The sequence below is a fragment of the Mycobacteroides sp. LB1 genome (genome assembly GCF_013449725.1).
Lineage (GTDB): Bacteria > Actinomycetota > Actinomycetes > Mycobacteriales > Mycobacteriaceae > Mycobacterium.
This window is the reverse complement of record NZ_JACCFF010000001.1, coordinates 2,135,673-2,150,084: the sequence shown is the minus strand read 5'-3', so window position 1 is coordinate 2,150,084 and position 14,412 is coordinate 2,135,673. Positions and strand designations below refer to the sequence as shown.

Here is a 14,412-nt window from a genome sequence, read left to right as displayed (position 1 = left end):
TCCGATAACGCTCTGATATCAAGGCGAAGGATCTCGTGATCGTCACGGGCACAGTCGTTCTCGACTGCGGACCCGACTAGTTGCTGTAGAGATGCAGAACTTGTGCTGCCGTTGTGGCGATATCGCCGCTCAGCCTCACGATGGGCGGGCCGCCGCGCTGATGGATGACGTTCGCCAGGACGATCACGTACGTGTCCGAACCCGGGTCCATCCACAGGGATACTCCGGTGAAGCCGGAGTGGCCGAAGCTGCCGATGGGAAAGAGCATTCCACGCGGTTTGGACAGTTCGGTATCGATATCCCAGCTGAAGCCACGGAGGTTCTGTCCCGCTATTGCCGGATAATTCGGTGCGAGCAGGGGATCTGTTGGGTTAGGGGTCTTTTCGATGGCTTGGCGGGTGGCGTTGTTGGCCGCCTCGAGTTGTGCGGCGGCATGGCCGGGCTGCTGCGGACTCGTCATCAGTTCCAGGGTGGATTGTTTCAGCGGGAACAGGCTCGGGCGCCCGGCGAGCCGATCGAGAAGTGCCTGCGAGTACCGGCCGATGTCGTCGGCCGTCGAGAACACACCGGCGCTACCGGCCACACCGCCCATCCGGCGCGCCGTCGGGTCGTGCACGGTGCCGCGAAGCAGACGGTCGTAGTCGGGGTTGACGCCCGGAGTGTCTTCGTCATGAGCCGTCGGCGCGATGCGTGTCAACAGATCAGTACTCCAGGTATCCGCCGAGCACGGCGCCACAGCGTGTGCGGTTTTGTCGAAAGCAATTGCCGTACCGATGATTTGGTGCGGACCGCACACCTTGGCTGCGGGAAGGTACCGAGTGTCGGCCATGCCCAACGGCGCAAAGACGTTGTCCTGCACATAAACATCCAAAGGCTCGCCGGTGATCTTTTCGATGAGTGCACCGAGGATGATGAAGTTGATATCGGAGTAGTGGAACGTCTTACCGGGGTCGAACGCCAACGGGGCGGTAAGTGCGCGATGGATGCCGTCTGCTTTGTCCGCCTCCGTCAGTCCCCAGGCGCCCTGATGGCTCAAGTCGCCTCCGACGCCCGAGGTGTGCGTGAGCAGCATGCGAAGGGTCACCTGGGCGCGTCGTGGGTCGTTGGTGGGGTTGAAGTCCGGCAGGTATGTCTGCACGGGTTCGTCGACTCGAATCAAGCTCCTTTCGTACAGCTGGAGAAGGGCCACGCTCGTCGCGAGAGGTTTGGTCAACGACGCCAGGTCGAAAATCGTGTCTTCGGTCATCGGCTCGGCTGGTGCGGGCGACCCGTCGAGGCCCGGTTCGTCGGGGAGCTTGCGCCACCCGAAAGCCTGCCGGAAGACGATTTTGCCGGCGTGCCCGATTTCAACCACCGCACCGGGCAGCCGAGGTGCCGACACGGCATCATTCACGAGGCGAGTAACGGGCGCGAAAGGGCCTTGGGGAACCACGCTCGGCGCAGAGATCGGATGCGCTGAATGTCCGCACGAAGGCGTCCCCGCGAGGGCAAGCAAAACTGTTCCGACGGCGCAGGCCCGGGCGACGCACGATCCTGACACCTTCACCAGATCGACGGTAGTTGAGGATGGCATGGGTCGAGGGCAACGGCGCCTCTCGTGACCCGCAACAACGTGCGCTGGGTCCTTTCACACACTTCGTGCGCGTGCGCCGTTTTTCCGTCCCCAGATCGGGGCGTCCCATAGGTTCGTTGCAGTGGGGTACGACGCAGTACGGACACGCTAGGAGCACCATGTTGAAAAACCCGCTTCGGCGCCCGGCAGCGGTACTACGCACGGAAACAGCCGCAGGTGTGCGCGACGAGTACTCGGTGTCTGTGTCCGCACCGCGGGAAGAGCTGTGGGACATGGTTTCCGATGTCACCCGTATGGGCCGTTTCAGTCCGGAGAACCGCACCGGATGGTGGCTGAAGCCTTCCGCGGTACCCGCTGTGAACTCATGGTTCGTCGGTTTCAATCGCATTGGACCGGTCATTTGGGCGACGCCGTGCAGGGTGACGGCACTGGAGCCTGGCCGCCATTTTGAGTTCAAGGTCTATCTCGTCGGCACGGTGTGGGGCTACTACCTGGATTCCGCTGAGGACGGCGGTGTCACGGTCACCGAGTACCGAGAGTGGCCCCGCTCGGCATTTCTTCACAGAGTGCTGCGCTGGTCGGGTCCAGTCGGTAGACCACGTGACGTCCTCGCACTGGAGGGACTACATCGCTCGTTGCAACGAATCAAGGAGAGCACTGAGGCGGGCCCCTCCGAAAAGCAAAGTGTGAAAACGCAGATTGCGGCAGCTCGGCGCCTTCGTCACCGCACGTAGGAGCCCGGATACCCGGGGCCTTGTGGGGTCTCGTCCTCAGGATGGGAGTTCAGGGCTGGGGGTCTTCGCCGGAACGGGTGTGCCGGTCATTGAGGCTGCGGTGGAGTTGGGCGTTGATGGCTTGGGCCTCGGTGAGTTGGTCTTCAAGGATGATGATGCGGCATGCCGCATCGAGAGCGGTACCGTGCTCGATGAGTTCACGGGCCCTGGCCGCGATCCGCAGTTGATAGCGCGAGTAGCGGCGGTGCCCGCCCTCAGAGCGTTGCGGGGCAAGTAGTTTGGCCTCATCAAGGCTACGCAGGAACGCTGGGGTGGTTCCCAGAATCCGGGCGGCGCTACCCATACTGTAGGCGGGGTAGTCCTCGTCGTCGAACTTCTCATTCGGGTTACTATCGGCAGAATCGTGCTTCTCTTTTGCCACAACACCTTTCGAACCTGCAGCAAGGCCACCTAGCAGGCTCACTACACACTTGTTATATAGCCGGGGCCCGGCACCTGAGGCAAGTCGACACCTCGCCAGGTAGGAGGGCCGGCGCCCCCGGGCACATAATCGCACCGGGGCCGCCGGCCCTGAGGAGATAACTACCATCTATCGACACTGCTGTGAAACTGCGGCATCGGCCCGATACTGACGATCACGGGCGATCCGACGGCAACTGACTCCTTCCTCTTTATCCTTACTGGTACTGCACTTACTGGTACTGCACTTACTGGTAGCGATCTGAGAACCGGTGTCCTACCCGGCTCTGGCGTGTACGACCGCACTCATACTTCACACCTCACGGGCAGTTCGTCTTCTCCCGTGCCATCACCCTCTGCTCTGTATACGAGGGATAGTCTAACCACACAGATGACGAATGTCTACCCCACCCACTATAGATTTTAGATAGCGCCAGTTGAAGCAAATGTTCTACGATCCCGATATGCCCCTACGTGACCCCGCGGCCGGTGTTGACGCGATCCTGCGTCATATCGACACAGAAGCCGGTTCCGCCAGCATCGAAGTGACGCTCTACCTGCCCTGGGGTGTGGCGTCTGGAATAACCGTGACCAGCGCGTACTTCGGGCACTACGTCGCCAAGTTCTTCACCAGAAACGATGCCTCTGATGTCGCCGGCCGTATCGGGGCGCTCGAAGCCGAGCGGGACAGCGTCTTTCTTCACCTTCGTAAAGCCCGGTGTTATGTCGCAGGCACCATCGTCGAGCACGACTCGCTGCGCATCCGCCTCTCTGATGTGTCCGCATGGACAGTTACCGGCATCAAGGAACCATCAACAGAGCCGCCGCAGCTCCCCTAAACAGACCCGGTCGCATCCTCGCCGAGGTCAGGCCCGGCCAACTAGCGCTGGACCTAAATTCGACGACCGGTTGAGGCGGTGCTGCGACGACCGGCATACGGCCCGAAGTGAAACGGTCGGCATCGTCCCAAGCGGCCCTCGTGCTTCACCACTTACAGTGGTCTATCGAAGAACTTCGAGAGGACCGGATGGCTACGGAAGTCCCTGCTACACGCCTGAGGACCGACGTTCGGGTTGTGCAGCCGCGAGCCTTCCTGCCCGTGTTTCTGCTGGCCTACTTCGCCTCCGCGGTTGCGCTGCTGGCCGCTGGTGGGGTGAGCATCCCGCTGCGTCTCGCGGAGCTGGACCCGGGGCACAAAACGCAGGCGCTGTCGTTGACGATGGCTCTCGGCGGTATTGCGATCATCGTGGTGACACCGCCGCTGGGTCATCTCAGCGACACATCGAGATCGCGATTTGGTATCCGCAGGCCGTATCTCGTCGGTGGCACTCTCGTCGGGGCGGTGGGCCTGACGACACTGGCCACAGCGCCGACAGTCGGAGGCGTCGTAGCCGGCTGGTGCATCACCCAGATGGGCTTCGCCGCAACGCTTGTGGTGTTCAACGCACTGTTGGCAGACCAGATATCGGTAGCAATCCGGGCACGTGTTGCGGCAGCGTTCGGCATCTCGACCAGCCTGGCGCCCGTGGTCGGCAGCGTTTTCATCAACGTTCTACCCAACGATCCCCGATGGTGGTTCGGTCTTCCTGCGGTGCTGGCTTTGGTATTCAATGCCGCCGCCGCACTCATCCTGCGCGATACCGTCCGCGCGCAGCGAGTGCCCCTGAGATGGCAAGCGATCCTGGCCAGCTATTGGATAAATCCAAGGAAGCATCAGGATTTCGCATGGGCGTGGATCTGCCGGCTCTTCGTCACAATGTCGGTGCTGTTGGTGACGGTCTACATGCTCTACATCGTGGCCGGCACCCTGGGGTTGTCTGAGCATGAGGCAGCCGCCAAATACGGCGTCATTATCGGCGCATTCTTGATCACCAATATGCTCACAGCGGCGATATCTGCCTGGTGGTCGGACCGAACCGGCCGGCGCAAGGGCATCGTCTGGACCTCGTGCCTGATCACCGCGGTCGGCTTGGTGATCCTGTTGCTGTTCAAAGACTTTCACGCCCTCCTGCTCGGTGCGGCGGTAATCGGAGCAGGGCAGGGCGCCTACGCCGCAGTGGATCTGGCACTGATGACAGAGGTGCTGCCTGAGACTGAGTCCTCAGGGAAAGACCTCGGCGTGGTGGCAATGGCATACCTGCTCCCACAACTGCTTGTTCCCATGTTGGCGACGGTGCTGTTCGGACTGCACAACGCCCAAGGAGATTTCAGCGTCCTGTACTTCGCGTCGATGGTCTTATCAGTCCTCGGTGCTCTGGCGGTGCTGCCGATCAAATCCGTGCGATAGCAGAGGACGCCAGGGCGCCGGCCAGCTTCATTGCGGGGCGTTCTTGTCGAACTGTGCCCGCTTGTAGTCCCCGTAGGGCTCGTCGCGTTCACGCACTGCCTCACGGAATCCGGCTGTGGCCGAGCGTAATTGAAAGGCGTAGCCCTCACGCGTGTGTCGCGAGATACCGTCGAAGACCGTGCTGATCATGCCCGAGTTCGCCACCCCCTGCGAGTACAGCGCGGAGTTGAGGGCGAGTTTGGTCATCATCAGCTGATTGACGGGCATCCGGGCGATGCGTTCGACAAGGGCCTCAGTGCGTGCGTCGAGTTCGTCGGCGGGACAGGATTCGACCGCCAAACCCCATTCGGCGGCCTGCTTTCCGCTGATGCAGTCGCCGGTGAACAGCAGTCGTTTGGCGCGCTGGTCGCCAAGCCGGTGTGCCCACATACCGGCGGCGGGGATGCCCCAGGTCCGGGTGGGGGGATAGCCGATCTTGGTGTCGTCGGCGCAGATGATCTGGTCGCTGTAGAGAGCGATGTCGGTACCACCGGCGACGGCGAAGCCGTGCAGCTTGGCGACGGTGGGTTTGTTGGCCTGCATCAGACAGGCGAAGCCCCGATTGAAGCGGCTCATCATGGCGTAGTCGATCATCGGGTCCCACGTTCCCCACGGATTGTGGTTGATCGCGTTGACCACAGGGTCGAGCACGGTGCCGGTGACCTCGTCGTTCCCGTCGCGGGTGTCGAAGCCCTTCTCGGCGAACATGTCCAGGTCGTAGCCGCCGCAGAATCCCTTGCCGCGCCCCGAGACGAGGATGACGTGCACCCGGGGATCGAGGTCGGCGCGTTCGACGGCGTGGACCAGATCGCGCGGGGTGTCCGGGGTGATCGTGTTGCCCTTTTCGGGGCGGTTGAACGTGATCCGTGCAATACGGCCGTCCCGCTCGTAGGTGAGCGTCGGGTAGTCGCGCTCGAAGTCCGGTGCCGGCCGATCCTTCCACGGAGAATCGGGTACCTCGGTCCAGTTCTCGTACCAGGCCGCCGGCCGCGTGCCGGAATGAGAATCGCTGTTCGACAAGTGAATTGCCCCTCTCTAGCGTGCCGGGCGTCAATGTGCCCGTAGCGGTTGGCCAGAAGCAGCATCGCCTACCGGAAGGTTCACAGTCAAGTGTGACTGTGAACTAATTGGAGTGCAGACGTGCGACACTGCACGCGGATTCGGCAGAAGAGGCAAGCGGCTAGCGCATTGAGAGGAGACGCGATGACCAGTCGGGAGGAGCAGAAACAGGCGACGCGGGCTCGTATTCTGCATGCTGCAACCGAACTGCTGGTGGCCCGCGGATACTCGGCGTTGACGACGGTGGCAGTCCAGGAAGCCGCCGGGACCAGTCGCGGCGCACTCTTGCACCATTTCCCCACGGCCGCGGACCTCACCCGGGCACTGGTGGCCAACCTCGTCCAATCGAATGAGGCTGCCGCGCGAGCAGCGGCAACTCGGATCGGCGGGAGCGTTGATGCCGTCGACCGGGCCCTGACGGCACTTCTCGAGACGATGACACGACCAGCCGCCCAGGCAGAGTTTGAGCTGTGGGCGGCCGCGCGTACCAACCGTGAGCTCGCCACCGTCCTCGTTGAGGCCGAGCGTCAAGCGGGCCGTGACCTGCGCAGGGTTGTCGACGACCTCTTTGGGTCCGAAGTTGTTGCACACCCACGGTATTCGGTGATCCGTGACCTCAGCATCACCATGCTGCGCGGTCTGGCGTTGTCGCGCTCACTGCGGACCTCGGACCGGTCGGTTCGCGCAACGCTGGGCCACTGGGCGGACACCGTCAGGACATTGCTCACCCTCAGTTCGGCGTAGCGCGTTCGGGCATCGCCGGGTGGCAATAAGGGCGCTGAATTGTGTTGACGGTCAGTGAATCTGACGGTCGCCGTTCGCGGCGTTCCAGGTTCCCGGCAGCATCGGGGTGGTTCGGTTCTCGGGTGCGTCCGCGGCGAGCGTGGTCAAGCCGACGGCCTCGGTGGCCGCCGATGTGGTGCGGACGCCGGCAAAGCCGAGCCGCCCGGCACCCGTACTTGAGGCGGTCACCGCGACCGGCTCGTCGGGGCCGGCGGGCATGGCGTCGTCCATGGTGGCGTACTCGTGGCGATAGCCGCGGTCCTCGGCGGTTCCGCGACGGCGCCTGCGGGTCTTGGACTTTCCGGGATTGCAGGCCAGTGCAGCGGCGGCCGCCACTGCACTGCTCGGTGCATGGGCCACGGCACCAGTGCTCTGTCCCATGGTCGGGCCGAACCCGAATCCGGGACCGTCGCCTCGAATGGCGTACCCCAGGCCCTCGGCTCCCGCCGATGGTGGTGTGGGCGCAGGGGCAGAGCCGGACGTCACCGTGGATGGGGAGGGCGGGGCCGGCGCGGCCGAACTCGCCGTGGGCGCCGGGCCACCACTCATCGCTACCGCGTTCGGTTGGTCGGCAGGCGGATTGACGACGACTGCGGGCTGGTCGACGGGCGGGGCTTCCGGCATCTGCGACAGGCTGGACAAGGTGATGGCAAGCGGGATCGAGATCCCCGCTGCGGGGCCCAAGATTGCGGCGTAGATCGGCGTGCCCATCACGCCAAAGGTTGCGGCGTAGGCGAATACGAAGAACAGCGGCTGCCACGTAACCAAGGCTGCCGCCGGGTTGGTGGAGAAGTCGATGATTATCCGAATGATGGTGCCGACCGGGTCGGTGATCAGTCCCTTCAGCGCGCGATACATGCCCAGGAAGTGTTGGGAGTTCGCTAACAACATCTCAATGGGATCGTTCGGATCAGGCACGATGGGCGGTGGCTTTGTGGCGGCCTGGGCCTCGGCGCGTGCGGTACCAACACTTTCCGGTGTGAGCAGCATCGGTGAGGGAAGGGTTGGCGGTGCTGATGTCAGCGAGATTTCGGAGACGGCCTGATAGGTGCTCATCACGGTAGCCGCTTGGATCCACATCCGGATGTAGTCGGCCTCGTTGACGGCGATCGGAATGGTATTGATACCAAAGAAATTCGTGCCGATCAGCGCGACGTGCGTCGCGTGATTTGCGGCGAGTTCGACAAGGGTAGGCATGGTGGCCAGTGCCTCGGTATAGGCCGTGGCTGCGGTCTCGGTTTGGGCGGCAACTCCGGCGCTGACGGTACTGGTCTGCTGTAACCAGCTCAGGTAGGGCACGTGCACCGCCTGGTATTGCTCGGAGCTGGGGCCGTTCCATGAGCCCGCCCGCACCGAGCCCAGCGTCGTGGTGAGATCGGTTGCTGCCGAGGTGTATTCCATGCTCAGCGAGCGCCAGGCGTTGGCAGCGGCGAGCAGAGGTCCGGGTCCGGGGCCGCTGCTCAACAAGGCCGAATGCACTTCGGGAGGGGCCGCGATCCATACCGGAGCCGTCATGACCCGTTGCCTGCGCCGCTGATCGGACCGACTGTGGGGGAATCGATTTCGCTATTCATCATCTGCCCGGTTTCCAGGGCCCGGCGCGCGGGCGGCCTGGCGTCTCCTCTCCAGTGCTCACTAACCGCTCATGACATTGGGTCAGTCAATGTAGGTTAGCGTAACCTTCCTTCGGCTGGTGGTGTCCCTCATCTGGTCGCTGAGGCCCTCTATATCCATCACGTCCCGCGGACTCAAGATGGATCCCTGGAATTCAAAGACGAAAGCCGCCTACCCGTGGCGACCGGTGCGCGGATTCGAGGGCCGATCGAACGGGGCGGATAGGCTGGCCAGGGTGGACATACAAGCGACCTTTGGAGCGATATGACCAACAAGACGCCACGCGAGGAAGCCATCGAGAAGGAAGAGAAGCGCCGCGAGGAAGAGCGTCGGCGTCTCGAAGCGGAAGAAGAGCGTCGCCTGCGTTAGTGCTGCGAGACCTACGAGGACCGATACTGGGCGCATGTCTGATCGCAATGTGCTCGGCGGCCCGCTGGAACCATGCGGTACCGACCCCCTCACCGGCTACTACCGCGATGGCTGTTGTTCGACGGCGGAAGAAGACCGCGGCCTGCACACGATCTGTGCGGTAGTGACCGCGGAATTTCTGGAGCATCAACGGTTCATCGGCAATGACTTGTCTTCGCCGGCACCGCGCTACCAGTTCCCCGGCCTGGTCCCCGGCGACCGCTGGTGCGTCACCGCGGCGAACTGGCTTCGGGCTCACGACGACGGCCGCGCGGCCCCGGTAGTGTTGGCGGCCACCCACGAACGAACCCTCGACGTTGTTGCTCTGGAGGTGCTGCAGCAGCACGCCATCGACGTACCCGACGACCCGCGTGACCTGTAATCATCGAGGGGTCACCGACTTGCAGACAGGGCGGATCGCGGTGGTGCGACGATGAACCCATGACTGCAACGCTTGTCGCGAAGAATGTGGCCGGCGGATTCGCTCATCGCACCCTCTTCGAGGCGCTCGACCTGACCGTGGCGCCGGGTGACGTAATAGGAGTCGTCGGCGCCAACGGCGCCGGCAAGAGCACACTGCTGCGGATCCTTGCTGGGGATCTCGAGCCGCTTGAGGGTGCCGTCAGCATCGCACCGGCTGACGCGTTTGTCGGGTGGCTGCCGCAGGAGCACGAGCGGGTACCGGGGGAAACCGTCGCCACCTATATCGCGCGCCGTACCGGATGCATCGACGCGACGCGGGCCATGGAAGCGGCGGCCGCGGCGTTGGCAGACCAAAACCAGAGCGCTTCAGGGATTGATCCGGCCGACGCCTACGCGGTCGCGTTTGATCACTGGCTCGCCTCGGGTGCGGCGGATCTCGATGAGCGGTTGCCGGCGGTTCTGGCCGACCTCGGCCTCGGCTCGGATGCGGTGCAAGCCGAATCGACCCTGATGACGGCCTTGTCGGGTGGGCAGGCGGCGCGTGTCGGACTGGCGGCGCTGGTGCTGTCGCGGTTCGACATCGCCCTGCTCGATGAGCCGACCAACGATCTTGACCTCGACGGACTCGCTCGGCTGGAGGACTTCGTCCGTGAACTTCGTGGCGGTGTGGTGCTGGTGAGTCACGATCGCGAGTTTCTCGCCCGCAGCGTCACCCACGTCCTCGAGCTGGACTTGGCCCAGAACACCACCACCGTCTTCGGCGGCGGCTACGAAAGCTATCTGGCAGAGCGCGCGGTTGGTCGACGGCACCGGCGCGAACAATACGAGGAGTTCGCCGATAAGAAGGCAGACCTCGTGGCGCGTGCGCGTACTCAGCGGGAGTGGTCGAGCCAGGGTGTTCGCAACGCGATGCGCAAGGCTCCCGACAACGACAAGATCCGGCGCCGCGCGGCTTCTGAGTCCAGCGAGAAGCAGGCGCAGAAGGTGCGTCAGATGGAGAGCCGGATCGCCCGCCTCGAAGAGGTCGTCGAACCCCGCAAGGAATGGGCCCTCGAGTTCACCATCGGCGCCGCACCCCGGTCGAGTTCGGTCGTTGCGACTCTCGCCAATGCCGTTGTGCAGCAGGGAGAGTTCGTCCTCGGGCCGGTGTCGCTTCAGGTCGATGCGGGTGAGCGGATCGGTATAACGGGCCCCAACGGGGCGGGAAAGTCGACATTGCTGCGCCTGCTACTAGGTCGCCAGCGGCCAGACGAGGGCCGCGCGAGTCTGGGCGCGAATGTCGCCATCGGCGAGATCGACCAGGCGCGTGCGGATTTCACCGGCCCCGGCCGGCTTGTCGATCGCTTCGAGCAGCGGGTGCCGTCATGGTCGACGGCCGATGTTCGAACCCTGCTCGCAAAATTCGGGCTGCGTGCCGACCATGTGGAACGCACGGTTGACGAGCTGTCGCCCGGTGAGCGAACCCGTGCGGGCCTCGCGCTGCTGCAGGCATGCGGCACCAATGTGTTAGTTCTCGATGAGCCGACGAACCATCTGGACCTCGCCGCCATCGAGCAGCTCGAGCAAGCGCTCGAGACCTATGACGGTGCGCTGTTGCTCGTGACGCATGACCGCCGGATGTTGCAGAACGTTCGGTTGGATCGTTCATGGATGGTCGACAACGGACACGTGGCGGAGCTCTGACCGAGAGAGTCGTCCAGCGAGCATGGTTGTGACAAATATTTTGCTGCATGCACGATTCATCAACCATTCCCGTTTGCGGTCCCGAAAAGCGTGCCGCAGCTTCCACGCCGAAGCCAGACACAGTGGAGAATGGTTGTAACCAGTGTTCATCCACCTTTTTCGGGGTCGACAGGCGACCTGGCGGCGTGCGTTGTGCGGCTGCACCCAGTGGACCATCAGCACCAGCACCGACGTCCGTCATGAATTAGCTGAAAGGGATTGTCGACGCTATCGAGAACTGCTAGCGTCCAGGTCTTAGGGAGCTCGGCTTCGCGAGATATTTGAGCCTCGGGATTGGCCTGCGCCTCTGTATCAACGTTCCGTACGACAGCAAGGGGACGTTCATGGGTACCGCAGCCGAGCGGGCGTCACGTCTGGATCTGGTGGCGCGCCTGAAGTCGTCCTATCCGGAAATCGTGGACGCACCGACTCCCGATCTCATCGATCACGCCTACTTCACCGCGTACATGAAGACATCCCATGACGTCGGCGGCGAGCCGGATGCGCCCATCAAGTACGAGAACAAGCAGTACGAGAAGTGGGAGGAATTGACTTACGTCATGTGCGAAGTCCTGGCGTGGCGCGGGATTTGGCTCTCGGAGGAGCGGCGCCGGATCGGGAACGTCGACGTGGGTCGCGCCATCTATCTCGGGCTGCCGTACTACGCGCGCTGGCTGTGGGCGGTCGGCCGGGTCCTGGTGGAGAAGCATCACATCAGCCTGGGTGAGCTGAATGACCGGATGTTGGAGGTCAAGATGCGGTACGCCGGCGGCCTGAATGGCAGGACCCCGGAGGCAAAGCCGAAGTGCGAAGGCGACGGTGCGCAGGTGAAACGCAACGCTCATCACATCGAAGCGGTCGGTAAGGGCGATCCGCAGGTCTATGCCGGGCAGGCCGGTGAGCCCAAATTTCATATCGGCGACCCGGTTGTTGTGCGTGAGGAGCCTGCCCTGTTCTACACCCGCACTCCGGAATACGTCCGGGGCGCTGCGGGCGAGATCGCGGCGATCGCATACGAAACCCCTGCCGCGGAGGATGAGACGTGGGATCACCCGGACGCCAAGACCGAATGGATGTACATCGTGCGGTTCAACCAGTCCGCGCTATGGCACGGCTACACCGGGTCCGCGACCGACACCCTGCAGACCGAGCTTCCTGAGCGCGCACTGGAAGCCGCCCACTAGACCAATCCGTCCCGAGACCGGCACCCGTACCGAGAGGGATCAGCACATGACCGACGATCACGATCACGATCACACGCGGACCGTTGCCCCCATGGTGGACGAGATTACCGACTTCGAAGTCCTGGAGATCGCGTTGCGCGAATTGTGCATCGAGAAGGGGATTTTCACCGCCGAGGATCATCGACACTTCACCGAGTTCGCCGAGCAGATCGGTCCCACTCCGGCCGCACGTCTGGTGGCGCGGGCGTGGCTCGACCCGGAATTCAAGGAGCTCGCGCTCACGAAACCGATGGACGCCAGCAAGGAAGTCGGCGTCGATTGGTTGGAACCCACCGGGTGGGGTACACCCAGCGACTTCGTGGCGTTTCAGATACTGGCGAACACACCGACGCTGCACCACGTCATCGTCTGCGCATTGTGTTCCTGTTACCCGCGACCGATCCTGGGGAATTCCCCTGAGTGGTATCGCACACCCAACTATCGTCGCCGCCTCGTTCGTTGGCCGCGCCAGGTGCTCTCCGAATTCGGCCTCAATCTGCCCGACGACGTCGAGGTTCGGGTGGAGGACTCCAACCAGAAACATCGGTTCATGGTGATGCCCGTGCGCCCGGGGGGTACCGAGGGCTGGGATGAAGACCGGTTGGTCGAGATCATCACCCGCGACTGTCTGATCGGTGTTGCCCTGCCCAAGGTCGGTGTCACCACCAACGTCATCGTCGACACGCGTCCAGCCGTCCATCCGTAGCCGACTGAGGGCTGAAACATGACGGAGACAGAGAATTCCGGCTCGATCGAACGAGTTGTCGTTGCGCCCTTGCAGGACATGGTGAAACGCCATCAGGTCTGGCCGGAGATGGCCGCCAAATACGGCGTCGAGAATCCCGTGCCACCGTGGAAGACCAGTTTGGACGGCCTCTGCGATGCCCTCGACCATGCCGCCTGTGGGGCCGACGTCCCCACCTTCGCACAGCGGCGCGACGAGGAGGACGCGCTATCGGAAACCCTCTATTCCAGCCTGCCCTATCCCGAGAGCCAGCTGGTTTCACTCGCGCACTCGCTGGTCGCCCGTGGTGTCATTGATGACGCCGAGCTTCGACGGCGGCTCGCCAGCGTCCGAGCCCGGCTGGAAGCCTGAACGCCGTCGGTGAGGCGCCAGGACACGGCCTGAGTTACCGACCCGTCCATTGAGGTGAGCGACGTTCGAAGAACGCCGTGATCCCCTCGGCCATGTCCGCAGACTGAAGCACAGCCCCGAATGCTGTCTCGGTGTGCGTCCACCCGGCATCGTCGGCGTTCGCGAAGGCCTTGTCCATCGCGCGCAGGCTTTCCTGTACGGAGACAGGCGAATTAAGCACTATCCGCTGGGCAAGTGTGATCGCGGAGGACAGCGCGGCTCCGTCTTCGGTCACCTCGTTGACCAGGCCGAGCTGGTAGGCGCGGTCGGCGGTTATCGGATCGCCGGTGAGGAGTATCTGTCGTGCGATGTTCAGTGGCAGCGCTCGCTGCGCTCGAAACAGGCCACCGCAGGTAGCGATGACTCCCCGCCGCACTTCCGGTAATCCGAAGGTTGCCGATGACGACGCCACCACTAGGTCGCAGGCGAGCACCATCTCCATCCCTCCGCCGAGGGCCATTCCCTCGACGGCAGCGATCAGTGGCTTGCGCCGTGAGCGTCGGATCAGGCCGTATTCGCCGCCGCGCTCGGTACGCGGACCCGAGGATTCTGCGAGATCGGTACCAGCACAAAATCCCTTGCGGTACCCCGTCAACACGGCCACCCACAGGTCGGCGTCGTCCTCGAACTGATTCAATGCGGCGTCTAGCGCCAGTGTCATCTCCGGATTGATGGCGTTGCGCTTCTCCGGACGGTTCATCTGGATCACGCAGATCTGTTCGTGTCTCTCGATCGTGACAGGCATACTGCCGAGCATGCCTGAACGCCGCACGCGACGCACGTAGATACCGGCTGATTGGTTTGTAAGACGATAAGCGGTTCCCCTTGGGGAAAGCGAGCTTTCCTCAGTGTCGACCTGATGTGGCAACACATCTGGACGAGTTCCTACATGTCAGCGACACTTTGCGGGCCGGTCCGGTGGTGCTTGCGAAACTTCCAAAGACGAGTAGAAA

The 14,412-nt window shown here is 63.2% G+C and carries 14 protein-coding genes; 9 read left to right on the top strand and 5 right to left on the bottom strand.

What is annotated here, in order from left to right:
* Positions 1-76: 76 nt before the first annotated feature.
* A complete protein-coding gene (locus tag MLB1_RS10320) occupies positions 77-1,549 on the bottom strand; it encodes a serine hydrolase domain-containing protein (protein WP_180749819.1) in 1,473 nt (490 codons plus the stop codon).
* A gap of 182 nt (positions 1,550-1,731) precedes the next feature.
* Here MLB1_RS10320 and MLB1_RS10315 point away from each other — a divergent pair, with 182 nt between their 5' ends.
* Positions 1,732-2,307: an SRPBCC family protein gene (locus tag MLB1_RS10315; protein ID WP_180749521.1), complete on the top strand. Its 576-nt coding sequence runs from the start codon at positions 1,732-1,734 to the stop codon at positions 2,305-2,307.
* Positions 2,308-2,356: 49 nt separating this feature from the next.
* Here MLB1_RS10315 and MLB1_RS23930 read toward each other — a convergent pair whose 3' ends face one another.
* Entirely contained in the window at positions 2,357-2,728 is a 372-nt protein-coding gene (locus MLB1_RS23930; RefSeq protein ID WP_358148864.1) for a helix-turn-helix domain-containing protein, read from the bottom strand.
* A gap of 502 nt (positions 2,729-3,230) precedes the next feature.
* On the opposite strand from MLB1_RS23930, the gene MLB1_RS10305 reads away from it, so the two are divergent.
* Both MLB1_RS10305 and MLB1_RS10300 read left to right on the top strand, forming a co-directional pair.
* Positions 3,231-3,605 (top strand): hypothetical protein, encoded by a 375-nt coding sequence (locus MLB1_RS10305; protein WP_180749519.1) that lies wholly within the window; start codon positions 3,231-3,233, stop codon positions 3,603-3,605.
* 188 nt (positions 3,606-3,793) lie between these two features.
* Positions 3,794-5,053: an MFS transporter gene (locus MLB1_RS10300; protein ID WP_180749518.1), complete on the top strand. Its 1,260-nt coding sequence runs from the start codon at positions 3,794-3,796 to the stop codon at positions 5,051-5,053.
* A gap of 27 nt (positions 5,054-5,080) precedes the next feature.
* Here MLB1_RS10300 and MLB1_RS10295 read toward each other — a convergent pair whose 3' ends face one another.
* Complete coding sequence (locus MLB1_RS10295; protein ID WP_180749517.1) at positions 5,081-6,112, bottom strand: crotonase/enoyl-CoA hydratase family protein; 1,032 nt, start codon at positions 6,110-6,112, stop codon at positions 5,081-5,083.
* Between the two features lie 183 nt (positions 6,113-6,295).
* Between MLB1_RS10295 and MLB1_RS10290 the strand changes: the two genes are divergently transcribed.
* A complete protein-coding gene (locus MLB1_RS10290) occupies positions 6,296-6,895 on the top strand; it encodes a TetR/AcrR family transcriptional regulator (protein WP_180749516.1) in 600 nt (199 codons plus the stop codon).
* 51 nt (positions 6,896-6,946) lie between these two features.
* Here MLB1_RS10290 and MLB1_RS10285 read toward each other — a convergent pair whose 3' ends face one another.
* Positions 6,947-8,449 carry a PPE family protein gene (locus tag MLB1_RS10285; RefSeq protein WP_180749515.1) on the bottom strand — a complete coding sequence of 501 codons (1,503 nt, stop codon included), beginning with the start codon at positions 8,447-8,449 and terminating at the stop codon, positions 6,947-6,949.
* 502 nt (positions 8,450-8,951) lie between these two features.
* Between MLB1_RS10285 and MLB1_RS10280 the strand changes: the two genes are divergently transcribed.
* From MLB1_RS10280 to MLB1_RS10260, 5 genes are all read left to right on the top strand, one after another.
* Complete coding sequence (locus MLB1_RS10280) at positions 8,952-9,338, top strand: DUF2237 domain-containing protein (RefSeq protein ID WP_180749514.1); 387 nt, start codon at positions 8,952-8,954, stop codon at positions 9,336-9,338.
* Positions 9,339-9,397: 59 nt separating this feature from the next.
* A complete protein-coding gene (locus tag MLB1_RS10275) occupies positions 9,398-11,062 on the top strand; it encodes an ABC-F family ATP-binding cassette domain-containing protein (protein ID WP_180749513.1) in 1,665 nt (554 codons plus the stop codon).
* Positions 11,063-11,445: 383 nt separating this feature from the next.
* On the top strand, positions 11,446-12,285 hold the full coding sequence (locus MLB1_RS10270; protein WP_180749512.1) for an SH3-like domain-containing protein: 840 nt from the start codon (positions 11,446-11,448) through the stop codon (positions 12,283-12,285).
* Positions 12,286-12,331: 46 nt separating this feature from the next.
* Positions 12,332-13,030, top strand: a complete 699-nt coding sequence (gene scnC, locus MLB1_RS10265) for a thiocyanate hydrolase subunit gamma (protein ID WP_180749511.1) — start codon at positions 12,332-12,334, stop codon at positions 13,028-13,030.
* A gap of 78 nt (positions 13,031-13,108) precedes the next feature.
* Positions 13,109-13,420 carry a thiocyanate hydrolase gene (locus tag MLB1_RS10260; RefSeq protein ID WP_371750603.1) on the top strand — a complete coding sequence of 104 codons (312 nt, stop codon included), beginning with the start codon at positions 13,109-13,111 and terminating at the stop codon, positions 13,418-13,420.
* A 34-nt stretch (positions 13,421-13,454) separates the two neighbouring features.
* Here MLB1_RS10260 and MLB1_RS10255 read toward each other — a convergent pair whose 3' ends face one another.
* Complete coding sequence (locus tag MLB1_RS10255) at positions 13,455-14,204, bottom strand: enoyl-CoA hydratase-related protein (RefSeq protein WP_180749509.1); 750 nt, start codon at positions 14,202-14,204, stop codon at positions 13,455-13,457.
* Positions 14,205-14,412 lie beyond the last annotated feature (208 nt).

What these genes read in the sequence shown, in the direction of transcription:
- MLB1_RS10280 (WP_180749514.1), top strand. Translation starts at nt 8,952, where the DNA reads ATGTCTGATCGCAATGTGCTCGGCGGCCCGCTGGAACCATGCGGTACC.
- MLB1_RS10290 (WP_180749516.1), top strand. Translation starts at nt 6,296, where the DNA reads ATGACCAGTCGGGAGGAGCAGAAACAGGCGACGCGGGCTCGTATTCTG.
- MLB1_RS10260 (WP_371750603.1), top strand. Translation starts at nt 13,109, where the DNA reads ATGGTGAAACGCCATCAGGTCTGGCCGGAGATGGCCGCCAAATACGGC.
- MLB1_RS10255 (WP_180749509.1), bottom strand. Translation starts at nt 14,204, where the DNA reads ATGCCTGTCACGATCGAGAGACACGAACAGATCTGCGTGATCCAGATG.
- MLB1_RS10305 (WP_180749519.1), top strand. Translation starts at nt 3,231, where the DNA reads ATGCCCCTACGTGACCCCGCGGCCGGTGTTGACGCGATCCTGCGTCAT.
- MLB1_RS10275 (WP_180749513.1), top strand. Translation starts at nt 9,398, where the DNA reads ATGACTGCAACGCTTGTCGCGAAGAATGTGGCCGGCGGATTCGCTCAT.
- MLB1_RS10300 (WP_180749518.1), top strand. Translation starts at nt 3,794, where the DNA reads ATGGCTACGGAAGTCCCTGCTACACGCCTGAGGACCGACGTTCGGGTT.
- MLB1_RS10315 (WP_180749521.1), top strand. Translation starts at nt 1,732, where the DNA reads ATGTTGAAAAACCCGCTTCGGCGCCCGGCAGCGGTACTACGCACGGAA.
- MLB1_RS10285 (WP_180749515.1), bottom strand. Translation starts at nt 8,449, where the DNA reads ATGACGGCTCCGGTATGGATCGCGGCCCCTCCCGAAGTGCATTCGGCC.
- MLB1_RS10270 (WP_180749512.1), top strand. Translation starts at nt 11,446, where the DNA reads ATGGGTACCGCAGCCGAGCGGGCGTCACGTCTGGATCTGGTGGCGCGC.
- scnC (WP_180749511.1), top strand. Translation starts at nt 12,332, where the DNA reads ATGACCGACGATCACGATCACGATCACACGCGGACCGTTGCCCCCATG.